Below are 26,292 nucleotides of genomic sequence, written 5' to 3' on the forward strand. Positions count from 1 at the left end.
AAAACCCTTTATAGCACCAATTAATTGTTGAGAAAAGTGCCTTCTTTCAAATGAACTCAAATATAATGATTTAAAATAGATTATTTTTTAGAAGTATGGATAATGCACGGGGGCCAGTACAAATGAAACAAAATAAGAAAAGTAAAAAAAGAAGAGTCTTGCAAGTGTTCTTGCTCATGGTTAGTTCTATCATTCTATTTGTAAGTTATGCAGCTTACGATATTTGGAGTTATCGCTTTAAAACGGATGAGGTGGATACAGATGCTGCTGTTGTACTAGGGGCGGCTTCTTGGAACGGAAAACCATCTCCTGTATTTCGTGAAAGAATCAATCATGCGATTTCTTTGTATAAGAATGGAAGTATTAAAAAAATTATTTTTACAGGTGGTACGAAATTTGAAGCAGAGCAGGAAGAAGCACGTACTGCGAAAGCGTATGCATTAAAGCATAATGTAAAGGATGAAGATATATTAATTGAAACACAGTCGCGTTTTACAGAAGATAATTTAAAGAATGCGAAACAGGTTGGAATTGATAATGGCTTACATACATACACGATTGTAAGTGATCCTCTTCATATGAAGCGAGCGATGAAAATAGCGAAGCATATTGGGATGGATGCATATGCATCACCAACGCCAACGTCAGCATATAAAACATTAGATACAGAAATTCCATTTTTCTTTAAAGAGTTATGTTCTTATATTGGGTATGTCGCATCGTTACCTTTACGTATTTTGAAAGGTGATTAAAAAATAAAGAAAAGGATAGACAAAGGTAGAGTGGTTCTACGGAGTCTATCCTTTTTTATATAAAGATGGGTTGGGGTTTCTATATATTTACAAATTATTGGAAAATTTTAAAATAAAAAACCTTGTATTTTCATCGGAATAGTGACACAATAGAGAGCATAATCAAATATAATCTTATCGAGAGAAGTGGAGGGAACGGCCCGATGAAACTTCAGCAACCTATTTGTAATAAAAAGGTGCTAATTCCGAGTAGATAAGAAGGAAAAGAAATGACAACCTTCTTATATGTAAGGTTGTTTTTTAATAGGAGGAGAAAGGATGAAGCGATTATTTTTTGCACTTGTAAGTATTGTATGTAGTTTATTTATCATTACTGGTTGTACGCAGACATCAGGGGGCGATCAAAAAGAGATTCGTTTAGGGTTTACACCTGGTCCATATAGCGATCAAGTGAAAAAAGCAGTACAACCGTATTTAGAAAAAAAGGGATATAAAATTAAAATTGTTGAGTTTAATTCACCAAACGAAACAAATCCAGCGTTAACGAATAAGGATATTGATGCAAATATATTTCAAAGTACTGCTTTTATGAAGTCTTACGCAAAAGAAAATAATGCGAAAATTTCAAGTATTATTCAAGTTCCATCAGCACCTCAAGGTGTATACTCTGAAAAACATAAATCATTAGATGATTTGAAAGATGGAATGAAGATTGGGGTACCAAATGATCCAGTTAATTTAGAACGAGCATTACGTATTTTAGAAGGGATTGGCTGGGTGAAATTAAAAGAAAATGTAAATATTTTAACAATCTCTGAAAAAGACATAACGTTTAAAAAGAAAGATTTCAAATTAGTGCCGCTTGAATCACCACAAATACCAAGAGCTATGAAAGATTTAGATTACGGCATTATTAACGGAAACCTTGTCATTTCATCTGGACATAAGTTAAAAGAAGCATTGGAATTAGAAAAAACACCTCCGCAACATAGAATTATTGTTACGGTTCGTGATGAAGATAAAGAAAAACAATTTGCGAAAGACTTAATGGAAGCGTACCATTCACCAGAATTTAAAAAGATGATTCAATCCGAAGAACAATTTGAAGGATTTGTGCTTCCTGATTACTTAAAGTAAAGGAGATCTTGATATGACATTATCATTTATAGAAACAGAAGAACAAGTTCTCGTATTGGAGAAGATAAAGGCATTAATTCCGCAATTTGCAGGAAGGGAACATCAACTGAGTGAACTCGGATCTTTTCCTTTTGAAAATATTAAAGAGTTGCAGAATATCGGTTATACGAAGTTAACCTTACCAAAAGATGTCGGAGGAAAGGCCATTTCATTGTATGATTTTGTTTTATTTCAAGAAAAGATTGCAGAGGGAGACGGGGCAACAGCTTTATCAATCGGTTGGCATCTTGGAATAGTGAAAGAACTTGCGGAAAATCGCTCATGGAAACCAGAGATGTTTACGTGGTTTTGTGAAGAAGTAAAAAAAGGCGCTCTTTTTAACCGGGCAGCAACTGAACCAAAGACAGGGAGCCCAACGCGGGGAGGAAAGCCAGAAACGCTCGCTGTCCAAAAAGGCGATAAGTGGATTATAAACGGAAGAAAGACTTTTACAACGATGGCACCTGTACTTGATTATTTCATCATCTCAGCGAGTATTGAAGGGCGAGATGAGATCGGAGAATTTGTAATCCCAAGACATGAAAAGGGTGTGTTAATTGAAGAGACTTGGGATAGTGTTGCGATGCGTGGAACCGCTAGCCATGATCTTGTACTGCAGAATGTTGAAATCCCAGATAAATTTTTTACAGATATAAAAGGTTCGAAGGCGAAACCAAAAGGAATTGGATGGTTACTTCATATACCAGCATGCTATTTAGGAATTGCACAGGCCGCAAGAAATTATGCGATTGATTTTGCAAAATCATATCAACCGAATAGTTTAAACCATCCAATCTGTTTGCTTCCAAACGTTAGAAGATTAGTAGGCGAATTAGAGCTCGAACTCTTGCAAGCTCGTACTTTTTTATACCAAGTTGCGAAAAAATATGATGAGGCGGAAGATAAACAATCCCTGCAAGCAGAATTAGCAGCAGCGAAATATATTGCGACGAATGCGGCGATATCAATTGTTGATAAGGCAATGAGAATTGTGGGAGCAAAAAGTTTATCTGAAAAGAATCCACTGCACCGGTATTATTTAAATGTTCGCGCTGGTTTGCACAATCCACCAATGGATGATGTAACACTCTCATTACTAGCAGACGATGCTTATAAATCAATTGAAAAGGAGTGAGTGAACATGATAACGCTTCGTGATATCAATAAAACGTTTCAGACGAAAGAAGGTTTATTTCACGGTGTAAAATCAGTATCTTTGCAAATTGAAGAACATGATATATATGGAATTGCTGGCTTAAGTGGAGCGGGAAAGTCTACGTTATTACGTACAATGAATTTACTGGAAAAGCCGGATTCTGGTTCGGTGATTGTAAATGGTGAAGACTTAACAAAGCTATCAAAGAAAGAATTACGAGCAGCCAGACAGTCAATCGGGATGATTTTTCAACACTTTCATCTTCTTCATAATAAAAGTGTATCGGATAATATTGCTTTGCCATTAGCATTAAAATCCGTTTCAAAAGAAGAGAAAGAAAAACGTGTAAGTGAATGCTTGGAGATCGTTGGTTTAAGTGATAAAGCACATCATTTTCCTTCACAACTAAGCGGTGGACAAAAACAGCGTGTTGCGATTGCGCGTGCATTAGCAAATGATCCTAAGGTATTACTTTGTGATGAACCGACATCGGCACTCGACCCGAAAACGACACGATCTATTTTGCAATTTTTACAAAAGATAAATAAAGAGTTAGGAGTTACAATCGTAATTGTAACGCATGAAATGAATGTCATTAAACAAATTTGTAATAAAGTCGCGGTAATGGAAGAAGGAGAAGTTGTTGAATCATTCCACTTACGCGACCAACATTTAAAACCAACAACAGAAATTGCGAAACTCTTATTAGGAGTAGAGCAAGAGAGGGGCATTGCACATGTTCAATAATGTTATCCCGCTCCTTCCAGAGATTTGGACATCACTTTTACAAACATTATTAATGGTTGGACTGTCAGTTGGAGCAGCAATTATTTTAGGTATTCCTTTAGGGGTAATTTTATATTTTACTAGCAAAGGACAAATTTTGGAACAAAATATAGTTCATCGTATTTTAAACGGCATTGTAAATATTATTCGTTCATTTCCATTTATCATTTTACTAGTTGCACTAGTACCACTTACAAGAGCTCTATTAGGAACTACAATTGGTCCAATTGCCGCAACGATTCCTTTATCAGTAGCAGCTATTCCATATTTTGCGAGACTCGTAGAGCAAGCGCTGCGCGAAGTTCCAAAAGGAGTGATTGAAGCCGCTGAGGCAATGGGGGCGTCGCCGCTGCAAATCGTGTGGAAAGTGCTGCTTGTTGAAGCGCGTTCGGGCCTTGTATTAAGTTTAACCGTTTTAACGGTAAGTTTTATTTCTTACTCCGCTATGGCAGGGGTTGTCGGGGGCGGCGGTGTTGGGGACTTAGCAATCCGCTTTGGATATTATCGCTTCCAAACAGATGTTATGGTTGTTACGGTACTTATGCTTGTCATCCTTGTTCAATCTGTGCAATTTATTGGGAATAGAATTGCTGCGAAAATTGATAAACGGTAAGTGTGAAAAGGACTTCGGTGTATATCGAAGTCCTTTTTGGGGTGTGCGGGGAATAGAAAATATCGAGGAGGAGTGTTGTGAAAGGGTAAATGAATTTTTATCGGTGCTTTATCAAATATATCGATTGTGCAACAAATAACGACAAAAATAAGAATCCGCTGACGATAGTTTTTATGCAGAAAATTAGTTCTATCGATATCACATATGAGAGAATGTAGGAGAGTCAATTAGGGAATATATATGTTAAAGGAGGAACAATCGTGGCAGAAATTAAATTTGATATTAAAGAAACTTTTGGAGCTATATCACAGTCACCTAAAGGCTGGAATAAAGAACTCAATTTAATCAGTTGGAACGGAAAAGAGCCGAAATATGACCTGCGTGATTGGGCACCAGAGCATGACAAGATGGGGAAAGGTGTCACATTGACGGTCGAAGAGTTAAAGGCTTTAAAAGATATTTTAAACAGTATGGAGTTATAAAGCGAAATACTTTATGCAGAGAAAACCACTTTTGAATCATATTTCAAAAGTGGTTTTTACATGGATATATATGTTAGAAAAGACTATACAATTTTGGTTTCTATATCTTCTTTTTTGTTATGTTCAGGTACGTAGATATACTGGGATACAATAAGAAGAATGCCTATAAAAAATACTGGAAACATACTTGATATAAATAGACCATCAATCTTTAAATTAATGATTAGACAAACGATTATAATGAGTGATGTATATAAATGAGAAATGCGTTTTTTGAATCGTATTTTAAATACTTCTAGTAATATCTCACAGCTTACCAATAAGATGAGAACACTTAAAAAATATATATTGGTATCATAAATAAGGAAACAACAGATCAGGCCGAAAAAAGCTAGATACTCAATGAGTAACGGAATATTACGTAGCATAAGATGTTTCCTACCTAACTAAGTAAGGGAGTGGATCAACTGCATTTGTTTTTTCAAAATTCCATTCCCCGTTATGTAATTCAAAATGAAGATGTTGCCCAGTTGAATGACCCGTATTCCCCATCTGACCTAACAGTTGTCCAGCTTGAACGCGATCTCCGACTTGGACAGATCGGTTTTTCATGTGCGCATAAACAGTTGTATATAATTTTCCTTTTATGTAATGAGTGACGAATACGACGTTTCCGTAGCTGCTAGAATAGTAAGATTTGATAACTTTTCCAGTAGCTGCAGCACGAATTGGCATATCTCCAGTTGCCGTAAAGTCGACACCATAATGCATTTGGCCCCATCTAACTTCAAAGTTTGAGCTAACTTGTCCTTGTGTTGGGAATTTAAAAACAGCAGGTATAGAAGGTGAGACTGACTTTTCTTGTTGTTTATTTTGTAATACATACTGCTGTGCAACATATCCGTATCCAGAGCCAAAGCGAATTTTATACCACGAACCTACTTTACCTACTACTTGTATTTGTGCGCCATTTTGTAAAGAGCCAATAACAGCAGTATTTGTTCCTGCACCACTTCGTACTCTTAATCTAGGAGTTGCAACATAGTAAGAATTATTTTGTATAGTAATTCCTTTAACGAATGGCTGTAAACTATTGGATACAAATTCTTTTTTTACGTATCCTGTTTTTCCGTTGTGAGAGATGAGGTACCAGTCACTGTGCGTTTCTTGCACAGAAATAAATGTCCCATTTGGTAATACATCAAGAATCGCTGATTGGATATTTGGTTCAGAACGAAGGTTTAAGGCGCTCGCATTTACGATATACTGATTGCGTTCTTGATTTAGCTTTTTCAAAGACAAATTGGATTTTTGTATGTAGCCAATTTTATTTTGGGCGTTTACTTTATACCAGTTACGTGTAGTTTCAAGAATGATAACAGGTGTGTTATATGAAATGTTTCCAAGGGAATCACTATTTGTTGTACGTTCTTGATATAGTTGAACGTTATCAAGTTTTACATATCCGATTTCTGCGTTGCTCTTTGGTTGTACAGCTGTTGTTTGCGTATCTGCTTCAGTAATGGATGGGAAAAGAGAAGCGACTGCGACAGTTGCTACCGTCAATGTTGAAACTTTCATATTCATCGTATAATGAGCCCCCTTGTGTGATTTATTACAAAATTTTGAATTATATTAAAAGAATAACAGAAATATAGGTATTATGGAAATAAAGAAAAGAAATTCATATGTTTCTCAAGTATGTCAAAAGTCCTTTCATAAAAAATCAATCCGTCCCTTTGAGGATCGGACTCAGTTTTCTAAATTTTATCCCGCATTAACGGACAGTAACACTCCCACCTCAAAATTCAGCGAAAGCAAAGAAGTTAGGTGGGAGATGAACTGTCCGTAAAAGCCCGATTGGTTCAACTAATAATCAGTGGGAGATGGAGAAAACCCCCACTGATTAAAGTTTCACTTTATAGAAAACTACTGAGGGGGGATCTTTAAGGTGAAACTACCAGATGGCCCGTCGTCATTATATACATTAATAGAATAAAAACCAGGTGATAGCGAGGTAGCGAAAGAGCTTAAATGATTATTCAAACTTTGATTTGGTTGTAATGTTCCGCTTGCTACCGTTTTAAAAAATATTATCAATTACATATGAATCTTCTCATGTATTTACTAAGCTACTTCATTTATAACCTAGCAAGGCTTTGTTTTATAGGAGTTTGAAAAATCTTTCTTTTCTATTCCTTTTTTCATGTTTTACATGGGAAACCTAGGTTTCTGATTTGTGCTGCGGTATAATAATGTGGAAAAAGTATGAAAAGAGGTAGCTTTATGCTAGAAATCATTGCAACTTGTTTAGAAGATGTGAAACGAATTGGAAAAGCTGGTGGAAATCGAATTGAACTTATTTCAGCATATACAGAAGGTGGGTTAACCCCAAGTTACGCTTTTATAAAACAAGCGGCGAATCATAACATACCTATCCATGTTATGATTCGCCCTCATGCTAAATCATTTATATATACAACAGAAGAAATCGAAATGATGAAAGAGGACATACAAATTGCACAAGAACTTGGTGCAGCAGGTGTTGTATTAGGTGTATTGAATGAACAAAATCAAATTGATGAAGAGAAATTAGCTGATTTATTATCTGTTATAGATGGAATGAATGTTACATTTCATCGTGCGATAGATGAAGTAGATAATCCTGTTGGTGCAGTTAAAATATTACGCAAATTTAAAAATATAACTCATATTTTAACTTCTGGTGGGCAAGGAGATATAGAAAAGAATATTCCTGTCTTACATGAAATGCAAAGAGTAAGTCAAGGGGATATCCAGCTCGTTGTAGGAAGTGGTGTGACAAAAGAAAATATAAAGCGATTATTGAATGAAACAGGAATTTCAGAAGCGCATGTCGGTACTGCAGTCCGAGAGGGGAAATCTTGTTTTGCTGAAATTGATCAAAAATCCGTACAAGATTTAGTGGAATTAACAAAGTCATTATCATGCTAGAGAAGAGGGGAAAAGATGGAGAAAAGTAAGAAAAAAGAAATCATTTCATGGGTTAAAACGATAGGTGTTACAGTAGGAATCGCTTTTATTGTACGTGGTATTCTATTTACCCCTTCACTCGTACAAGGTGAATCTATGATGCCCACTCTAGAAAATAATGAGCGCGTACTTGTAAATAAAATTGGTTTTAATATACAGGGGTTAGAGCGCTTTGATATTATCGTTTTTCATGGAAAAGAAGGACATGATTTAGTGAAGCGAGTAATTGGCTTGCCAGGAGATACAGTTGAGTATAAAAACGATGTATTGTACGTAAATGGAAAAGCGGTCGATGAACCATATTTGGAGGATTATAAGGCCGAAGTACCTAAAGGAACATTAACTCCTGATTTTACACTAGAACAAAAAACGGGGAAAACAAAAGTACCGGAAGGTCAAGTGTTTGTATTAGGAGATAATCGTCAAGTTTCAAAAGATAGTCGCATGTTTGGTTTTGTTTCTGAAGATCAAATTGTTGGAAAAGGTGAAGCGGTATTTTGGCCGTTGCAACAAGTAAGAGCACTGCATTAAAGAGAGAATTTTCATATATGCGTTAAAAAGCATTGAATATTAATTTAAGTAGTTAGAATAACATGGGGAAACAATAGAAACATAGTAAATAGTAAATCGAGTATGAAAGTGCAAAGCTTTTATACTCGATTTTTTATTTTAGAAAAATATTGTTTAAATAGAAAGAATATTTTATAATTTTAAATTATATATTTGTTTCGAAAAACGGAATTATTGTTCCGAATTTCGGAACTTAGGAGAGTTAAGATGAGTGTAAATAAAACGGCAGTAAAAACGATGGATATTTTAGAACTTTTTTATGAACATGAAGAACTAACGTTAACGGAAATGGTTCATTATACAGGCATGCCAAAAACTTCTGTATACCGTTTAATTGGTTCACTTGAAGAAATGGGTCTTTTACAAAAAACAAAAAGGGGAAGTTATAGGCTGGGATTGGTATTTTTACGATTTGGTCAACTTGTGTCAAAGCGATTATCTGTACGAAATATCGCAAAGCCCTATATGAAAAAACTGAGAGATTCTCTTGGTCAAGCTGTCAATTTAATTATTCAAGATGGTAATGAGGCAATTTATATTGAAAAAATGGATGGCGATCAACCAGTAAGAGTATACACAGAGATTGGAAGGCGAGCACCTTTATATGCAGGAGCATGTCCGCGTATTTTACTTTCATATTTTTCAGAAGACGATCAAATGCAGTATATAGAGAAAGTACAATTACAACGATTTGCGGATGGAACGATTGTAGATAAAGAAGAGTTGCAAAACCTGTTACATAAGGCGAAAAGAGAAGGATATACGTTAAGCTATTCGGAACTTGAGAATCATACAGCTGCAATTGCAGCACCTATTTTTGCAAGCGATGGCACTGTAATAGCTGGTATTAGTATTTCAGGATTAGAGGTAGAGTATAATGAATCGGCAATTCCAAACTTTATTACAAAAGTAAAAGAAACGGCACACCAAATTTCAAAAGAACTTGGCTGGATTGGTGAAAAGGAAGGGATATGATGAAATTTTCAGCACTAGGGGATCAAGCAGTTGTTGTGACATTTGGAGAAACAATTGATTTGGATATATATGAAAATGTGCAACATTTATACCGTCTATTACAAGAAAATCCGTTCTATGGAATGATTGAGTGTGTACCTTCATTTGCTTCTTTAACAGTATACTATGACGGATATAAAGTGTGGGAGAAAAATGAAAGAAAGGTAATGCCGTATGATTTTATATGTGAATACGTGAAAGAAGTACTTCACAAAAATCAAAATAAGGTGCAACTGCAATACGATTGTATCTCGATTCCAGTTTGTTATGGCGGACAATATGGTCCCGATTTGGAAGAAGTAGCGGCATATCATGAATTAAGTACAAGTGATGTTATTCGCCTTCACAGCGAAGCAACTTATTTTGTATATATGCTAGGGTTTACACCGGGGTTTCCATATTTGGGTGGAATGTCAAAAGAATTAGAGACGCCTAGAAAACAAACACCGCGTTTGCAAATAGCACCAGGTTCGGTTGGGATTGGCGGAAATCAAACTGGAATTTATCCATTAGAAACACCAGGGGGCTGGAATATTATTGGCAGGACGCCTGTTTCTTTATTTCAGCCAACAAGGCAGCCACCTACATATGTGCAGAGCGGAATGTATTTACGTTTTATCCCAATAACAGAGGAAGAGTTTCTAGCTATGGAGGGAGCGAGGGAATGAATGTCGAGGTTTTACATGCAGGGATGTTTACAACGGTTCAAGATTTAGGAAGGTACCAATATCAACAATACGGTGTACCTGTTGGCGGTGTGATGGACCAGGCGGCATTGAGAATGATCAATATGTTAGTTGGAAATGAAGAGAATGAAGCTGGACTAGAAATCACAATGATGGGGCCGAAATTACTTATCAAAAAAACAACATTACTTGCAATTGGCGGCGCGAATATGGAGCCGTTATTAAACGGAGAAGCAGTTCCATTATGGCGACCAATATTAGCGAAAGAAGGGAGTATGCTTTGCTTTGGAAAGGCGCCGCTTGGATGCCGGACATATGTAGCATTTGCTGGTGGAATTCATGTTGCAAGGAGTATGGGAAGTAAAAGTACATATGTAAAAGCAACAATAGGTGGAATAGAAGGGCGAGCATTGAAAAAGGGGGATCTGTTTCAAATTGGTACACCGTCAAACTTTGGTGCAAGTATGATTCGAAATTTGATAGAGGAAGAAAGAATCGTAGCGCACTGGGGTATATGTAACCATGTTTTACCTACATATAGTCGTAATCCAAAGATTCGTGTTCTTCTAGATTTTGAATGGAATCATTTTAAGAGTGAAAGTTTAGAAGCATTCTTTACACAAGAATATAAAATTTCGAATTACGCTGACCGTATGGGCTATCGGTTAGAAGGTGAGGAATTAAAAAGAATTGAACAGTCCGATATTTTATCAAGTGCAGTTACGTTTGGAACAATCCAAGTGCCGTCTGGGGGCCATCCAATTATCTTAATGGCGGATAGACAAACGACAGGGGGATATCCGCGAATTGGCAATGTGATATCTGCTGATTTACCGATTCTTGCACAATTGAAACCAGGCGACTATGTCACGTTTACAAAGACTTCTATAACAGAAGCGACAGAGCTTTACATAGAGCAAGAACAAAATATGAATTTATTAAAGAAATTTATCGCGTTACAAGCTTAAAGGAGGAATAGAATATGGTTACCGTTGATTTAAACTGCGATTTAGGAGAAGGTTTTGGCGCATATCAAATTGGAAACGATGATCAAATCCTTCCATTTGTTTCATCAGTAAATATTGCATGTGGTTTTCATGCTGGGGATCCAACTGTTATGCGTCAAACTGTAGAAAAAGCATTGAGAAATAATGTGGAAATCGGTGCTCACCCTGGCTTTCCAGATTTATTAGGGTTTGGAAGAAGAATGATGCGCGTCTCACCAGATGAAGTATATGACTATGTTTTATACCAAATTGGAGCATTAGATGGTTTTGTGAGGGCGGCAGGAGGAAGGTTGCATCATGTAAAACCGCACGGCGCACTTTATAATATGGCGGCGACAGATCAAGAGATTACAGAGGCAATTGTAAAAGCGGTTCATCATATGGATCCAAATCTATTTCTTTATGGATTAGCGAATAGTGCATTCGTACAAGCTGCTAACAAATACGAAGTAAAGCTGATTCAAGAAGCATTTGCAGATCGTACATATCAACGGGATGGAACATTAACGAGCCGAACAGAAGAAAATGCACTTATTACAAATGAAGAGGAAGCGATTCAGCAAGTGCTTCAGATGGTGCAAAAGGGAAATGTACAAGCTATTGATGGAAACAATGTACCGATACATGCACAAACCATTTGTATACATGGTGATGGAGAGAAAGCAGTATCATTTGCGAAAAAAATATACAGAATATTACAACTCAATAATATTTCTGTTTGTGCACCAAAATAGGAGAGGGGGAGATACGTAGATGCTGAAATTAATTGGAATATTGCTTGTAGCGGTTGGCTTTTTATTTCGTCTGAATACGTTACTAGTTGTAATGGTTGCGGGCATCGCAACGGGAATGATCTCAGGGATGAGCTTTCATGATGTGATTAGTATGTTTGGAAAGTTTTTTATTGAAAACCGATATATGTCTATGCCGATTTTATTAACACTTCCTGTCATTGGAATACTAGAAAGATACGGATTAAAGGAAAGAGCGGAAGCGTTAATAACGAAATCGAAAGGTGCTACAACAGGAAGAGTACTTATGTCATATTTCGCGATTCGTGAAGGATCAGCGGCAGTAGGACTGAACATTGGTGGACATGCACAAACAGTAAGACCGCTAGTTGCACCGATGGCAGAAGGGGCTGCGCAAGGCCGTTATGGAAAACTTCCAGAAAAATTGAGAGAAAAGATCAAAGCGAATGCAGCGGCAGCTGAAAATACAGCATGGTTTTTCGGCGAAGATATTTTTATCGCAACAGGAGCAATTTTATTAATGAAAGGATTCTTTGATTCTGTAGGAATGCATGTTGGTGTATGGGATATGGCACTTTGGGGAATTCCTACGGCAATCTCAGCTTTTATTGTAAGTTGGATTCGTTTTAAACAGTTTGATAAATATATTGAAAAAACGATGAAAAAAGAAGAGAACGAAAAAAGAGAGGCGATATAAGATGAATATTATTACACTGGATACAATCTATTATTTATTAGGTATTATCGTTGCCTTTGTCGCAATTCGTGTCGCCTTTGATCGTCAGCATCCGAATCGTTTTGGTTCAAGCTTATTTTGGGCATTATTTTCTATCACATTTTTATTTGGGAATATCATCCCATCTTTTTATATCGGTTGTATCGTATTAGCGATGGTCGTTTTAGCATCGTTGAATAAAGTAACGAAGTCAAATGAAAAAGAAGCGCCTACTGAAGAGAGAGTGAAACATGCAGAGAAATTAAGAAACAAAATATTCATGCCTGCTATTTTAATTCCTATTTTTACGATTATTGGTACGTTAACTTTAGGAAAGTTAAAGTTTGGAAATGTATCTCTCGTTGATCCTGATAAAGTCACATTAATTGCATTAGCGCTTGGCGCATTGCTCGCTTTCGTAGCGGCAATGGGAATCACAAAAGCAAAAATAACAGCACCAGTGCAAGAGGGAAGCAGATTATTACAAGCTGTCGGATGGACAGTCATTTTACCACAAATGTTAGCGGCCCTTGGTGGTATTTTCGCAAAATCTGGTGTGGGTCAAGTTGTATCTGATTTAGTAGGACAAGTATTGCCGACAGAATATCCATTTGTTGCTGTTATGGCATATTGTTTAGGGATGATGTTGTTTACCGTTGTAATGGGGAATGCATTTGCGGCATTTGCTGTTATTACGGGCGGGATTGGTTTACCTCTTATCGTGCAAATGCATGGTGGTAACCCAGCGATTATGGCAGCGCTTGGAATGTTTGCAGGGTATTGCGGAACATTGTTAACGCCAATGGCAGCGAATTTCAACATTGTACCAGCGATGCTATTAGAGTTAAAAGATAAAAATGCGGTAATTAAAGCACAAGTACCAATTGCGGTTACTATTTTTGTTATTAATATGTTTATCATGTATGGACTTGTATATCGATTTTAGTAAGGAGTGGGAAGGATGAAAAGAGTATTGTTAACGGGTTTTGCACCTTTTGGTGGAGAGGAGATTAATCCTGCATGGGAAGTTGCAAAACAACTTGACGGTCAAGCGATTGGAGATTACAAGATTGTTAGTAAACAAGTTCCGACCGTGTTTCATAAATCATTACAAGTGCTGCAGTCTTATATGGAAGAAATAGAACCAGAGCTTGTCATATGTATAGGACAAGCAGGAGGACGCCCAGACATTACAGTGGAACGAGTTGCAATTAATGTAGATGATGCAAGAATCGCTGATAATGAGGGCAATCAACCAATTGATGAATCTATTATCGAAGAGGGACCGGCTGCGTACTGGTCTACACTTCCGATGAAAGCGATTGTGAAAAAACTTCAGGAAGAAGGCATACCGGCTTCTGTTTCGCAAACGGCAGGTACATTTGTTTGTAATCATCTCTTTTATGGACTGATGCATATGTTAGCAAAAAATGAAACTGAAGTTCGTGGAGGCTTTATACATATTCCGTTTTTACCAGAACAAGCAAGTAGTCATCCAGGGCAACCAAGTATGTCCCTGCCTGTTATTACAAAGGGAATTGAATTGTTAATACAAGTCGCATTAGAAGTAGAAAATGATATTGTAGAGTGTGGCGGCACAACACATTAAGCAAATATGTAACAACTGATCGCGTTGGCAAGAGTTATATCGAAAAGCAGTATGAGGATGTGTTACATGGTAGAAAGCACAATCAAAAATACTACTGATAAAGAAGAGAATATCATCCACACGGAATAAATTGTAAAAGGGAAAAGTGGCAATAATTCAATGGTAACGATTGATATGGAATTGCAGAAGAGAGTGGATGAAAGTATAGAAAAAATTAAATGGCATTTAAACCTTCAGAGCCAATAATGGATCGTGCGTTTGTAGTGATGATGAATCTTAAAACTGGGCAGCTGTTATCCATCTCAGGAAAGAAACTAATAAATAAAGATGGAAATATACAAGTAGAAGATTATGCACTTGGTACAATTGCTTGTAGCTTATAAAAAGTATGTACAAAATTATGATTAATTATAGAAAAACATTAATGGTTTGGCAGACAACGTTTTAAGTTGTCTGCCGGGTAAAGTGTTTAAAGCGAAGGTTGCCAGTTTGAATAGACTACAACCGCAGTCCAATCCAAGCGAATTAAGGATAGTATGTGTAGATATTTACACAATATACAAAATTCTTCTTTTGAGTTTGGTAGACAACGATATGAGGTGTCTGCTTGTGGGTTTCATGAGTTTAACGGGAAAACTAATTGTCTTCCTAGTTTTAAAAAGAATGAAGCTGCTAGTTCAACCGGTTTAGGAAGAGTATGTGCAGACTTCATAAAAATATGGTAAGAGAAATAAAAATGTCTATTCTACAAACAGTACAGAGCACTATATAAAAGTGCTCTGTGGAAAGTAAGCGCTATAAGTAAAACATTCTATACGATAAGATGTCTGGTTCATTCAAATGTGAAAAAAGTTGGTGTTTTTAATGTTGATAATAGCTAACAAAAAGAAATTGGAGTTTGCTTACTGTTATATAATATACAGAAAACTTATTATTTCTTAGTTTATTTTTATTACCTGAAGAAAAAGAATGAAACTGAAGCATCTTTTTTCAAATACTTTCTAGATATATAAATCTAACTATTATATGACTTATACCAAAGATTTGGAGATTACTTAGTTTTATTGATTATACTGAGGTTCTTCTTGCTGAATCTCCTGAACACGTGGTTCTAAAGAATCAATAATTGTCTGTGTTTGCTGAGCTGCATTTTGATACAGTTGTTTTGCTTGCTGATTGTCAGTATCAAGAACAAATCCTTCTAAACATGCTTGAGCACTTTTTAATCCAGAAATGGTTTGTTTAAGGTTGGTAATTACTGTCATAATTAAATTCCTCCTTATAATCATGGACTCAATATTTAGAATATCTATTTTCTACCAAAAGTATGATTTCTAAATTTTGGGTATCTTTATAGAGTGAATATATTGAATAAGCGTTTAAAAATATTAAACAAACCGTACAAGATAAGCTATGTTATTGGTTATCAACAACAAAGTGAAGTTGTATTAAAAAAGGGGGAAATCTATTCGACGCAGCTGTAGAGTCATTAAGAATAATAAAAAACTCGTGACTAAAAAACGAGCTTTTTATTATTCACGATAGTTATTGGTTTTGATTACCTTGCTTCTTTTGACTGTTAGGCGTAATTTCATCAGCAAATTCCATATTTGCCAAGTTTACTTTGGATGGAATAAATGTTCTTGTCGTATTTTGAGCACCTTGGAACAAACGTTGAATCGGTTTCATCATATTTGCATTACGTGTTGCTACTACACTAAAAACTGTTCCTAATCCTAGTAAAGAAACCCAAATCCATCCTCTATTATTCCGTCTATTTCTAAACAAATTAAACATTTGCTGAGTTCTTCTTCCAGAATTGAATAATGACATCAAGAAGTTAAGGATATTCATTTTTTGCCCCCTGTAAAAATAATTAGGAAAAAGAAACACTAAGTTCAATTTCACATGATTTATGTTGCAATATTTTATAGGAATTTATGATGCCAACTTATACTAATACTTCTTGATTTTTCTTACTAAAAACCCTATGATTCCCTAAATATTTTTAATAAAAATATGCAAAATAGTTTTATCAAAAATTTAAAAAGGGAAATGAAAACAACATGAAAAGTTATGTATTATTGGTTTGGAATTTTCTTGATCCGATATATTATAAATTCACTCGCTTAACTTATATTCATAACGAAATTTACAAGGAAAATATTTTACGCGTAAGACTCACTCGTTACAAAGGGAAACATGTTACTCTTTCTGACGGTACACAAATCAATAAGAATGATATCTTGGTTAAAATTCATTTACATAATGTGCGTTTAATCAATGAAATGAAGTCCGTTAAAAATGACATTACAAAAGGGCGATTTATTTATCAACATGTTAAAAAGTCCTTACCTAGTCTTGGGGCATATATTCAAAATCATTCTAGGGGAGATGAGATTAAAGGGATAATTGGAATTTCAATGTTAAACAGAGGAGCTGACCGATTAGGTTTTGAATTTGTTTCTATTTCTAATCCTTTTTATAAATGGTTTAAATGGTTAGCATTTTTACCAATATGTTTATTATCTAATAACGATTCGATTTTCAAAATGATAAAGAACAGTATATCTACCTCACCAAAGTATTTATTTATGTCTAAGGAGAATTTATTACAAATATATAAGTGTGAAGTTCGAGATGAAATTGCTAAAAGAAAATGTTAATCGCATTTGTTAAAAAGTCATTGCGATTTTATATACTGCATTCAAAATGATTTGACAAGTAAGATGTAAAGGCTGTTAACTAGGTCCGTTAACAGCCTTTACATCTTATACTGCAGGAAGTTCGCTACTCTTAACTGTTGATATTGATAGTTGATGCAATGTAATTTCTGGTCGACTTCCAACTCGAATATTTACTCCTGTTTGACCTAGCCCTTCACTAATATAAAAAGGTTTTCCATCTTGTATATGAAGTCCTTTTATAACGTTCATTCTTGCAAGCTTACCCATTTTTGCAAGATGATAGGCTTTTGGATAACAAATTTGGCCACCATGGAAATGACCAGCTAATAAATAATGAAAATGATATTCTTTCATATGGAGCACAATGTTCGGATCATGAGTTAATACTAAATTTGTTCCCGATTTAACTCCTCGATAAGAAGCTATTAAATCACTGCGTTTCGTACTAAAATCATCAACACCAATAATATTTACACGTTTATTTTGAACGTAAATAACATGGTTTTCATTTTGCATAACCTTGCAACCATATTGTTCAAGTATTTCTTTTAATTTTTGTAAGTCCTTTTCACGTAATACATAATCATGGTTCCCAAAAACAGCATATATACCATGCTTTGCATGTAATTGACTTAATACCTCTAAATATGGAGCAAGTTTAGAAATTGTACGTTTTCGGTCAAGGAAATCCCCAGTAAGTGCAATCAAATCAATTGATTCATCTTTTAGCTTTTCATAAAGCTGAACTGGGGAAATAGATATATTTTCGAGATGCATATCGGAAAGGTGTAGAATATTTAGTATCGGATCATGCCCGTGGGTTTGCTTTTGATTTATTTGAACTTTATTTATCACGACATCGGTCGTGTTTTTGTGAGCTTTTTTAAATATATAGAAGAGAATAATAAATAAAACGGATAGTAATAAAATTTTCAATCACATCACTCCTTCTATAAAAATTATACATGAAAAAACCTGTCATTTTGTATGTAATTTATGGAACGAAATCCATCGTCATTTATTCGGAATAGTTGCCAGAATAGAAAAAAAGAAGTGCCACATAATAATAGAAATGAATGAAAAGACACATCGTTAAGTGTATTTCAAGAGGTGATTTATGGAGCAACATTCAATACAAAAGACTATCTTGTTTTTGCCATTTTTGCAGATTCCATCAGGCCATCATCAAGTTGCACAGGCATTAATAGAAGGAATACAAAAGGATCAATTCAATATAAAATGTGATCTAGTGGATATCCTCTCGTATAGTTACGGAAGAATAGAAGCATTGGTTTCAAATGTTTATTTAAAATGGATTAAAGAATTCCCTGCTTTATATAATTGGATATACCAAAACTCTGTCTACAAAAATGTCGAAGAGAACAAACGTTATCGATTATATGAACTTCTGTTTGTACCATTCATGAGAAAATTAATAAGGGATAAACAACCTGATCTGATCATTTGCACTCATGCTTTACCTTCATATGTATTAAACTATTTGAAAGAAAAAGGTGAATTGAAAACACCAGTTATAAATGTATATACAGATTATTTCATTCATAGTTGTTGGGGCATTAAAAATATCGATTTTCATTTTGTACCGTCTCATTATATGAAGGGGTTTTTAAAAAACAAGGGAATAAGTAATGAAAAAATTTTTATAACAGGAATTCCTATACATAAAAAGATAAAAAAACAAAAAGAGCATATAGTAAAGTTTACTTCTTCTGCATTGTCAGTTTTAATTACCGGAGGAAGTTTAGGGGTTGGGGCAATAGAAGATTTAATTCACAAAATAGGAACGGAAACAAAAATTCACTTTTATGTGTTATGCGGGAAAAATGATAATTTATATCAAAAGCTTCATCAATTACAACAAGATAACATAACACCTTTAAAATATATTACATGTAGGGAAAAAATGAACAAACTCTATGATCAAATAGATGCAATCGTTACAAAACCTGGGGGAGTAACAGTAAGTGAAAGTTTATTTAAAAGAAAACCTATTTTTATTTATCATGTACTACCAGGACAAGAGGAAATTAATTTACAACAACTAAAAAAGTTAGGTGTGATTTTCTATTTAAATAAATGGAAAGATGAAAAAGAGACACTTGAGGAGCAAATATATTCATTTTTTCAAAATAAAAATCAGGTCCAACGTTATCAGGAACGTATAACAGAATATCATCGACAGCTTATTACGAAAGAGCCTTCACAAATTATAAAGGAAGTAATAACGAATAGATAACGCATAGATACTCACATCAATTTTTATTATGCATCATTATTTTGAAAGTTACTTTTTTCTTTAGAGAAGAGTCGGGAATGATTTCAGATTGTTGAGGTGATTACATACATGCCAATGTTGAACGTGGACGGTAGTAGTCTGTATTATACCGTTAAGGGAGAAGGAGTTCCTATTGTTTTTATTCATCCTCCTGTGCTCACTTGTATGAATTTTGAGTACCAAATAGAGGAATTATCCCAAAAGTTTAAAGTGATTGCTTTTGATATTAGAGGACATGGAAGGAGTCAGTATTCAAAACAACCGATAACCTATTCACTGATTGCAGAAGATATTAGACGTTTATTGGATCATTTAAAAGTCGAAAAAGCATTCATGTGCGGATATTCGACTGGAAGCTCTGTCGCATTAGAATTTTTGTTAACTTACGTGGAAAGGACATTAGGTGGGATTCTAATCGGTGGAATGTCAGAAGTGAGGGATGGATACCTAAAGAATAAGATTTCACTAGGTGTGAAACTGGCAAAAGCAGGGGCAGTTTCATTTCTAGCATTGTCTATTTCATGGGGTAATTCAAATACACATAAATTGTTCAGAAAGATGTTTAAAGAAGCTCGAAAAGGGAATGCCGAAAATTTTGAGCAGTATTATCGTTACAGTTTGCACTATAATTGTACCAATCAGCTTAGAGATATTCAGCTTCCGGTTTTGTTGATTTATGGTAAGAAAGATAAAACATTTTTTGATCATGCGAAATTACTGCATGAAAAATTGCCATGTAATGAATTAAAATTTATTGATAACGTAAAGCATCAAATTCCTACAAAAGCAGCGAAGGATTTAAATGAAATGATTAAGCAGTTTGTTTTTATCCATACAGAGATGAATAGGGAAGAAATTTTTTCTTTACCAGTAAAAGAGTTGATGTCTCAAGAATAAAGTAAAAATTCCAACGGTGGAGAGTCGGCATTTAGCAAAAATATGCGAAGTGACGCCTCCACCTATCTTTTGGATTCTTTCGTTTTTACACGAGATTTAGAATAGTCTCCATCAAAGTAATGTACAATTTCATCCTAATGATAATGAAATATCATTTATTTGAGAAGGGGATTCGTTTTCCGTATATCATACTCCGAATTTTGAAGCCGATATCCCGAGAAAATTAAAAATAACCATTTTTAATTTAAAAAATAGAAAGTGCTAGTAATATAAAAGAGGTTAGAAAAAGCGTGCCCCCCCCCCGCCAATTTAAAGGCGGGTTTTTTTATTACAAAAAATCAACATTAAACATTAACCGATCTAATAGATAAAAATTCATCTTAGCTTGATGGGCATACGGTAGTACCCATAAATGTTGATTTATAATAAAGTTTTATAATTTGTAAAAAAGTTAGATAATTTAAAACAAAGTTTGATAAAACCCAGTATAATAGGTTTTTCTTTTGACCCTTTAACTCCATCTGGAATGTTCAATTAAAGGGTCAGTTTGTAGAGGATTTTGACAGGTTTTTTTAGAGTTATTATTTAAATAAGGATTTTGAAGTCTTTTGGTGAATATTAAATGTTAATCTAAAAGATGGAGGTTGTTGTGATGTTGAAACTGTTTCAATATAACTGGCAAGTTCGTGATGATTGGTTTACATTGTGCGAAGACATACCGGATGAAGAACTATTAAAGAAACGGTTCGGTGGGTTCGGCGGTATCCTACATACCCTATTTCACATTGTAGATGTGGAATACATGTGGATCTTAGGTTTGCGAGGTGAACCAGTGCATGAGGAGCCATTGTTTGAAGATTATGCTAGCTTACAAAAAGTGAAAAATCTTTCAGCTCAATACCACGAGAAAGTGAAGCCATTTGTGACATCATGGACAAATGAAATGGATTCTCGGAGACTTTCAGAACCTGATTTCAATGAAGAACCGATTAGCTCTAGAGACGCACCAATCAGGCGCCGAGTCATTGAATGTACACACGGAGAGATCATACGTCATGTTATTGTCCACGAAATCCACCATATCGGCCAGTTATCTATATGGGCACGTGAAATAGGAAAGGAGCCTGTTTCCGCAAATCTGAGAGGAAGAGGGCTATTCGATAATTAGACTGCCTTTGCCAATTTCACAATCGGGCGCTTTAATGGCACAAGGATTAAGAAATGATTAAACTTATGTATAAACGAATGGTTTAATTGAATATATTTAAAGCGTGTTTTGATCAATCTTTTTTTCAAAACACGCTTTTTCTATTTACTATTTTATCAAGGTTTATAGAGTTAATTTAATCAAACTTTTTTTCAAAGCTACAATAAAGAGGGAGATTTACGGGATTTTGATGTGGTTGAATTCTTATAAGTATTGGAATAGTACGCTAACGCGATGAAACTCTAGCTAGAAAAAACGATCCATTTGAATCATATTGTAATGAAACGAAACAAAAGTGGTACAAGCAATCTAAAAAGAGCAGCTCGCATAAGCTAACTGCTCGGCCCAGGGAGAAATAAGTTTAGGTAAGGTACTACAAAATTGGATTGTGGCTATTCACCAGCCTATCTATAGTATGGACGGGATTTGGAATATTATGCAGAAGGGGAAAGGAAATACTTTAAGCTGTCTCGACATGTCACTCACTTGTCCAGCAATTTTATTATTTGTTACTGTTTGGTTTTGTTGGTTATCCAATACTTTTCTAATCTCACTGAGTTGCATATTTAATTGTTTGCATTTCTCAATGATTTTCATTCTACATAGAAATGCAATTATTTTTTGTATATCTTAGTCGTAATTTTAGTGTTAAGCATATAACGGTGGTAATTAGTATACTTATATTAAGAAATTAAATTTATCTAATTGGTTTGGATTGACTTGTAAAGGGGATGGGGAATTAAAAACAAGAGACCTTCTTACAATATTACAAAAAGAATATTTTTATAGAATTCTCCCAAATTAATAGATAAATTTTCAATGAATCAAACGATTGAAAAAGGAGAGTGTTAATAAGTGATTGAACAGAAACAATTACCTCAATGGGCAATTAATTACTTGCACTATATTCAAATTCCGATTCAAGAACCTTCACATGAGTATTTAAAAGAAATTTGCATCGCACATCTAAATCGTATTCCCTTTGAGAATATTAGTACGTTATTGCATTTCAAAGAATATCACAAGAAAGGTAAGCTCGTACAAGATGAGGAAAAGTTTGTAAATCAGCTCGTTCAGCATCATATGGGCGGAACGTGTTATATGATTAACAGCAGTTTTCATAAGTTGTTGAACCAGCTTGGTTTCCACAGCCGTTACGCTCTTTTAGGCGGAGGTCATGTTGCGCTACTCGTTCGCCTTCCGAATGAAAAAGAAGAAGTGTATGTCGACTGTGGAAACAGCGCACCCTTTTTCGAGCCGGTTCGATTGGAAACGGATTATGGTAATGTGTCACAATATGGTGGGATTGAAGTAAGGATACGTCCGGGAGGAGAACCGGGAACGTACACGTATTACAGGTATGTGGATGGTAAATTACTCACTGAATTGATTTGGTCTTTCGACACAAAGAAAACGTACCGATTTGATGATTTTCAAGCAGCAATAAAAAAGTATTTTCAGCCTAATGACTTATTTACGTCCAGTTTACGCTGTCAAATCTGGCAATTAGACCAAAAGCGATCGCTGTCTTTAGTTAATAATGTATTAAGTATACGGGATAATAACGGGAACGTTGAGAAGCACAAATTAAACAGCAGTAACGACATTCGAGAAGTGATTGAGTATGAGTTTAAGCTTCCTAAACTGCCAGTAGAAGATGCTATAATGGTTCTCCAGGAACTTGGTGTTGACATATTTGAGGATTCGAAAGAATGAACGGTCTTTTCCACCTAGAGGTTGTTTTGGAAGGATGCAACATAAAATCTGTCAAGTAAACCATAAATAAGTGTAATTAAGCGACGTTCTTTCCTCAATACTCAATTAGGGAAAGTTACATTTTTATGAAACCGAACGAGGAGCAAAAATGCACCACAACACATTACATAAATAAGTGAAACGGAAACAAAATAAAATCTTCGAATAAAAAAGTCGATTCTTTGTAAGAATCCTTTATCTTAAAAAACATAGAAAATCCAATGATAATCGGAATTAAGGAAGCTATAAATATGATTTGATAGTGATCTTGTTCATGCCGTGTTTACAGGAATCAGTTTGTTAAACAGGAAGGAAGCTAGTCTTGGTAAGACCATTCTATCACAAGCAGTGTATGTTGATGGTAGTGGTATAGGTGGCATTGGAAATATCGCTTTACGAGACCGTACAATACTGTCTCAAGAGGATTTGTGTATATGCGTGAGTTAGAAGTATTAATGAAAAAGTTAGAAAATGTTGTTTTTAAGCGTATATCATCCTTGTTAAATGAGGGAATTGTGAATTGGTCACAAATAAAACAGACTCTTGTAAGAAGTATTAGAACCATTTTTGTTCTCAGAAACTGGTCGGCGTCCAATGATTCTTCCAATCATTATGGAAGTGTAAGAAAAGGAAAAACAAGTTTTGGTATTTTTCAACATATATTAGTGTTAAGAGCTAAGATGAATTTATATCCATATTATGCAAAAGATGCTATTCTCTTTGTAGAAATATACATAAAGAATAGCGTTTTTTCGTTATGAGAATACAAACCAATCTTAGCTTGATGAGGATAGAGAAGAACTTCTATAAGTATTATTAATAAACATTATTGAAATGAAAATAGTTATTTATGTACATTAAGGTATATAACATGATTTAGTTTCATTGCTAAACAGATTCCTCTATATTCACCCTTTTATTCATTCTTTTTTAACAACCCATTATGTAGTGTTGAAAGGGTGAGTAATGCGAGAATCGAACCCACTAAGGCAAGCGACATATCCCACTGTGCATCCCAAACGTCGCCTTGTGTACCTAAAAAGTCTTTAGCTGCCGTTCCTCCCTTTGTTATTTTAAATGCGATCCATTCGATGATTTCGTATAATGCAGCGATAGCCAGTGAAATACTTATACTAATCGTCACTAGCCAAGAGCCTTTGGTTAGTTGAGTTTTCCGTAATAATATTTCTCTTATTACAATTGTAAACAAGCCTTTTATCAAATGTCCAAATCGATCGTAGTGATTTCGATTTAAATCAAAAACATCTTTTATCCAATTAAAAAAAGGAACCTTTGAGTATGTGTAATGACCGCCGACGAACATTATAATAGCTAGTATTGCAATAATGATATAAGAGAGAGTGGTAAAGCGAAACTTATTATACATTGCAATTATAATGATTAGACCGAGAACGGCAGGAATAGCTTCCGCTGCCCATGTCGAGTATCTTGCAGGCTTAATAACAGACCATATAAAAACTGCGGTAACAACCAATAATAAAAATAGATGAATCATTTTATTTTTGTCTCTTATCACTTTTTTCACTCCTATTGAAAGGCTTTCTGCTTAAAGTATTTGAATAAACGCAGTTTCGTATACAGAGTACTTAGAGCCGTTTGCCTTAGTTTACACGAATGGATATAGAGTGAAAGGATGATAGGGATAAAGTGGCTTGGAATCGGAGGTGTTCTATTGTTTATATTGTTATCGAAAATAGCGTTGAAAGCTACTTTCTTATATTCAGAAATGGAAAAACAGTGTTTGCTACAAGTCAAAATATGGATGATTCGATATACGTTTGATGTGTTAGAAAGAATGGAAAAACAGAAAAAAAGACTGGACAAAAAATTGAAAAAGCAGAAGAAGAGGGAGGTATTGAAAATAAAGCAATGGCACAGCTTGATAGCATTGGTGAGATAGTAAAAAAGTTGCAAGAGATTTATTCTACAATCAAAAAATTTCTAAAAAGAGTGAAAATCAATGGAGATGGTATTCACAAATTGAAACAGGGGGCGCAACTAGTACGGGAATCGTAACAGGGTTTGCATGGTCTACAAAAGGAATGATTGTTGGGGTTGTTGGAGAATATATGCACATTATTGATATACCAGAGCTTGAAATTACGCCTGTGTTTCGAGGGAAAGGTTTTGCATCTAAGTGTGAATTACCGGCGTCATTTCGCATTTATCCCGCATTAACGGGCAGTAATACTCCCACCTCAAAATTCGGTGGGAGCAAAGATGTTAGGTGGGAGATAAACTGCCCGTAAAAACCCGATTGGTGAGGGCTAATAATCAGTGGGGGATGAAGAAAACCCCACTGATTAAAGTTTCACTTTATTGTGATTGTTGAGCTGACTGTGTTTGAAGGGACGATTGTACTTGACTTACAAGAGTTTGAGCTTGAGCTATTTCAGTTGAAGCTTGTTTTAAAGCTTCTTCACATAGTAGTTGATCTGCAGCAGATTGTTCAATTGCTTGTGTAATAAGTCCTTTAGAAAGGGATACTGCTGCTTGTGCTTTTTTTAATTGGTTAGTATCAATTTGTTGTGGCATTTTTTGTTTCCTCCTATATTGCATTTTTTTACTCTTATATGATTTTCTTCTGTATCATTTTTTATGTGCATTTTTCATATATCTTTAGCTTTTGAAAGCTGGAAATTTCTTTTCGGTTTGAAGCATTTGCAATTCTGATTAGTTACTGTGAAAATGAAGGGAATCAACCGGTTGATGTGCCTATTATAGAAGGAGGAACAGTTGCGTATTGATCTAGGCTCCCTCTGAAAGCTACTGTGAAAAAAATTCAGGAAGAAGGCATACAGGCTTCTGTTTCGCAAACGGCAGGTACATTTGTTTGTAATCATCTCTTTTATGGACTTATGCACATGTTAGAAAAAAGTGAAAATAGGATCCGTGGTGGTTTTATACATATACCATTTTTACCAGAACAAGCAAGTAGCCATCCGGGGCAACCAAGTATGTCACTTTCAACGATTACGAATGGAATGAAAAGATTCGTACAGGTCGCATTAGAAGTAGAAACAGATATTGTAGAATGTGGTGGAACAACACACTAAGCAAAAATGCAACGCCTGCTATGGACAAATGTTATAATATAGG

The 26,292-nt window shown here is 35.1% G+C and carries 26 protein-coding genes, 4 pseudogenes and 1 riboswitch; of the genes and pseudogenes, 24 read left to right on the plus strand and 6 right to left on the minus strand.

The window, feature by feature from the left end; all coding sequences use genetic code 11:
• The first annotated feature begins 122 nt into the window (after nt 1-122).
• The 6 genes from HRG09_RS12770 (at nt 123) to HRG09_RS12795 (ending at nt 4,965) form a co-directional block, all read left to right on the plus strand.
• Nucleotides 123-752 (plus strand): YdcF family protein, encoded by a 630-nt coding sequence (locus HRG09_RS12770; protein ID WP_174101146.1) that lies wholly within the window; start codon nt 123-125, stop codon nt 750-752.
• Between the two features lie 171 nt (nt 753-923).
• A riboswitch (SAM riboswitch) is annotated at nt 924-1,012 on the plus strand.
• A 58-nt stretch (nt 1,013-1,070) separates the two neighbouring features.
• Entirely contained in the window at nt 1,071-1,889 is an 819-nt protein-coding gene (locus HRG09_RS12775; protein ID WP_174101147.1) for a MetQ/NlpA family ABC transporter substrate-binding protein, read from the plus strand.
• Nucleotides 1,890-1,902: 13 nt separating this feature from the next.
• On the plus strand, nt 1,903-3,063 hold the full coding sequence (locus HRG09_RS12780) for an acyl-CoA dehydrogenase family protein (protein ID WP_174101148.1): 1,161 nt from the start codon (nt 1,903-1,905) through the stop codon (nt 3,061-3,063).
• Nucleotides 3,064-3,069: 6 nt separating this feature from the next.
• Nucleotides 3,070-3,831, plus strand: a complete 762-nt coding sequence (locus HRG09_RS12785) for a methionine ABC transporter ATP-binding protein (protein ID WP_174101149.1) — start codon at nt 3,070-3,072, stop codon at nt 3,829-3,831.
• Nucleotides 3,821-4,483, plus strand: a complete 663-nt coding sequence (locus tag HRG09_RS12790) for a methionine ABC transporter permease (protein WP_174101150.1) — start codon at nt 3,821-3,823, stop codon at nt 4,481-4,483. The genes HRG09_RS12785 and HRG09_RS12790 overlap by 11 nt, the downstream gene beginning before the upstream one ends.
• Nucleotides 4,484-4,743: 260 nt before the next feature.
• Nucleotides 4,744-4,965, plus strand: coding sequence for a YdbC family protein (locus HRG09_RS12795; protein WP_174101151.1), 222 nt, complete (start codon nt 4,744-4,746; stop codon nt 4,963-4,965).
• A gap of 438 nt (nt 4,966-5,403) precedes the next feature.
• On the opposite strand, the gene HRG09_RS12800 is transcribed toward HRG09_RS12795, so the two are convergent.
• Nucleotides 5,404-6,552: an SH3 domain-containing protein gene (locus HRG09_RS12800; protein WP_174101152.1), complete on the minus strand. Its 1,149-nt coding sequence runs from the start codon at nt 6,550-6,552 to the stop codon at nt 5,404-5,406.
• Nucleotides 6,553-7,251: 699 nt separating this feature from the next.
• On the opposite strand from HRG09_RS12800, the gene HRG09_RS12805 reads away from it, so the two are divergent.
• The 10 genes and pseudogenes from HRG09_RS12805 to HRG09_RS12850 form a co-directional block, all read left to right on the plus strand.
• On the plus strand, nt 7,252-7,938 hold the full coding sequence (locus HRG09_RS12805; protein WP_174101153.1) for a copper homeostasis protein CutC: 687 nt from the start codon (nt 7,252-7,254) through the stop codon (nt 7,936-7,938).
• 15 nt (nt 7,939-7,953) lie between these two features.
• The gene (gene lepB / locus HRG09_RS12810; protein ID WP_174101154.1) at nt 7,954-8,508 is read left to right on the plus strand and encodes a signal peptidase I; all 555 of its coding nucleotides are present in this window, start codon (nt 7,954-7,956) and stop codon (nt 8,506-8,508) included.
• A 246-nt stretch (nt 8,509-8,754) separates the two neighbouring features.
• Entirely contained in the window at nt 8,755-9,522 is a 768-nt protein-coding gene (locus HRG09_RS12815) for an IclR family transcriptional regulator (protein WP_174101155.1), read from the plus strand.
• Nucleotides 9,522-10,229 carry a 5-oxoprolinase subunit PxpB gene (gene pxpB / locus HRG09_RS12820; protein ID WP_174101156.1) on the plus strand — a complete coding sequence of 236 codons (708 nt, stop codon included), beginning with the start codon at nt 9,522-9,524 and terminating at the stop codon, nt 10,227-10,229. The genes HRG09_RS12815 and pxpB overlap by 1 nt, the downstream gene beginning before the upstream one ends.
• Nucleotides 10,226-11,215, plus strand: coding sequence for a 5-oxoprolinase subunit C family protein (locus HRG09_RS12825; RefSeq protein ID WP_174101157.1), 990 nt, complete (start codon nt 10,226-10,228; stop codon nt 11,213-11,215). Before pxpB ends, HRG09_RS12825 begins: the two co-directional genes overlap by 4 nt.
• Nucleotides 11,216-11,229: 14 nt before the next feature.
• Nucleotides 11,230-11,988 (plus strand): 5-oxoprolinase subunit PxpA, encoded by a 759-nt coding sequence (gene pxpA / locus HRG09_RS12830; RefSeq protein WP_174101158.1) that lies wholly within the window; start codon nt 11,230-11,232, stop codon nt 11,986-11,988.
• Between the two features lie 19 nt (nt 11,989-12,007).
• Nucleotides 12,008-12,703 carry a DUF969 domain-containing protein gene (locus HRG09_RS12835; protein WP_174101159.1) on the plus strand — a complete coding sequence of 232 codons (696 nt, stop codon included), beginning with the start codon at nt 12,008-12,010 and terminating at the stop codon, nt 12,701-12,703.
• 1 nt (nt 12,704) lies between these two features.
• On the plus strand, nt 12,705-13,667 hold the full coding sequence (locus tag HRG09_RS12840) for a DUF979 domain-containing protein (protein ID WP_174101160.1): 963 nt from the start codon (nt 12,705-12,707) through the stop codon (nt 13,665-13,667).
• Between the two features lie 15 nt (nt 13,668-13,682).
• Complete coding sequence (pcp, locus tag HRG09_RS12845) at nt 13,683-14,330, plus strand: pyroglutamyl-peptidase I (RefSeq protein WP_174101161.1); 648 nt, start codon at nt 13,683-13,685, stop codon at nt 14,328-14,330.
• A 5-nt stretch (nt 14,331-14,335) separates the two neighbouring features.
• Nucleotides 14,336-14,707, plus strand: a pseudogene (locus HRG09_RS12850) (penicillin-binding protein); the annotation flags it as partial.
• 684 nt (nt 14,708-15,391) lie between these two features.
• On the opposite strand, the gene HRG09_RS12855 reads toward HRG09_RS12850, so the two are convergent.
• Nucleotides 15,392-15,595: a DUF1657 domain-containing protein gene (locus HRG09_RS12855; RefSeq protein WP_174101162.1), complete on the minus strand. Its 204-nt coding sequence runs from the start codon at nt 15,593-15,595 to the stop codon at nt 15,392-15,394.
• Nucleotides 15,596-15,875: 280 nt separating this feature from the next.
• Complete coding sequence (locus HRG09_RS12860; protein ID WP_174101163.1) at nt 15,876-16,184, minus strand: hypothetical protein; 309 nt, start codon at nt 16,182-16,184, stop codon at nt 15,876-15,878.
• A 212-nt stretch (nt 16,185-16,396) separates the two neighbouring features.
• Between HRG09_RS12860 and HRG09_RS12865 the strand changes: the two genes are divergently transcribed.
• Nucleotides 16,397-16,996: a YkoP family protein gene (locus HRG09_RS12865; RefSeq protein ID WP_174101164.1), complete on the plus strand. Its 600-nt coding sequence runs from the start codon at nt 16,397-16,399 to the stop codon at nt 16,994-16,996.
• Nucleotides 16,997-17,101: 105 nt separating this feature from the next.
• Here the strand turns inward: HRG09_RS12865 and HRG09_RS12870 are convergent, their stop codons facing one another.
• Nucleotides 17,102-17,953: a metallophosphoesterase gene (locus HRG09_RS12870; protein WP_174101165.1), complete on the minus strand. Its 852-nt coding sequence runs from the start codon at nt 17,951-17,953 to the stop codon at nt 17,102-17,104.
• A 181-nt stretch (nt 17,954-18,134) separates the two neighbouring features.
• Between HRG09_RS12870 and HRG09_RS12875 the strand changes: the two genes are divergently transcribed.
• From HRG09_RS12875 to HRG09_RS29670, 5 genes and pseudogenes are all read left to right on the plus strand, one after another.
• Nucleotides 18,135-19,274 carry an MGDG synthase family glycosyltransferase gene (locus HRG09_RS12875; protein WP_174101166.1) on the plus strand — a complete coding sequence of 380 codons (1,140 nt, stop codon included), beginning with the start codon at nt 18,135-18,137 and terminating at the stop codon, nt 19,272-19,274.
• Between the two features lie 108 nt (nt 19,275-19,382).
• Complete coding sequence (locus tag HRG09_RS12880; protein WP_174101167.1) at nt 19,383-20,210, plus strand: alpha/beta fold hydrolase; 828 nt, start codon at nt 19,383-19,385, stop codon at nt 20,208-20,210.
• 652 nt (nt 20,211-20,862) lie between these two features.
• Complete coding sequence (locus HRG09_RS12885) at nt 20,863-21,378, plus strand: DinB family protein (protein WP_174101168.1); 516 nt, start codon at nt 20,863-20,865, stop codon at nt 21,376-21,378.
• An 894-nt stretch (nt 21,379-22,272) separates the two neighbouring features.
• Entirely contained in the window at nt 22,273-23,133 is an 861-nt protein-coding gene (locus HRG09_RS12890) for an arylamine N-acetyltransferase (protein WP_174101169.1), read from the plus strand.
• A 342-nt stretch (nt 23,134-23,475) separates the two neighbouring features.
• Nucleotides 23,476-23,796 (plus strand): annotated as a pseudogene (locus tag HRG09_RS29670) (ribonuclease J); the annotation flags it as partial.
• A gap of 292 nt (nt 23,797-24,088) precedes the next feature.
• Here HRG09_RS29670 and HRG09_RS12900 read toward each other — a convergent pair.
• Nucleotides 24,089-24,709 carry a DUF2238 domain-containing protein gene (locus HRG09_RS12900; RefSeq protein WP_174101170.1) on the minus strand — a complete coding sequence of 207 codons (621 nt, stop codon included), beginning with the start codon at nt 24,707-24,709 and terminating at the stop codon, nt 24,089-24,091.
• Nucleotides 24,710-24,826: 117 nt separating this feature from the next.
• Here HRG09_RS12900 and HRG09_RS12905 point away from each other — a divergent pair.
• A pseudogene (locus HRG09_RS12905) lies at nt 24,827-25,361 on the plus strand (DUF2953 domain-containing protein); the annotation flags it as partial.
• A 148-nt stretch (nt 25,362-25,509) separates the two neighbouring features.
• Here HRG09_RS12905 and HRG09_RS12910 read toward each other — a convergent pair.
• Nucleotides 25,510-25,728 (minus strand): hypothetical protein, encoded by a 219-nt coding sequence (locus HRG09_RS12910; RefSeq protein ID WP_174101171.1) that lies wholly within the window; start codon nt 25,726-25,728, stop codon nt 25,510-25,512.
• Nucleotides 25,729-25,877: 149 nt separating this feature from the next.
• On the opposite strand from HRG09_RS12910, the pseudogene HRG09_RS12915 reads away from it, so the two are divergent.
• A pseudogene (locus tag HRG09_RS12915) lies at nt 25,878-26,249 on the plus strand (pyroglutamyl-peptidase I family protein); the annotation flags it as partial.
• Nucleotides 26,250-26,292: the final 43 nt, after the last annotated feature.

The organism is Bacillus sp. Xin1, assembly GCF_013314535.1.
Classification (GTDB): Bacteria; Bacillota; Bacilli; order Bacillales; family Bacillaceae_G; genus Bacillus_A.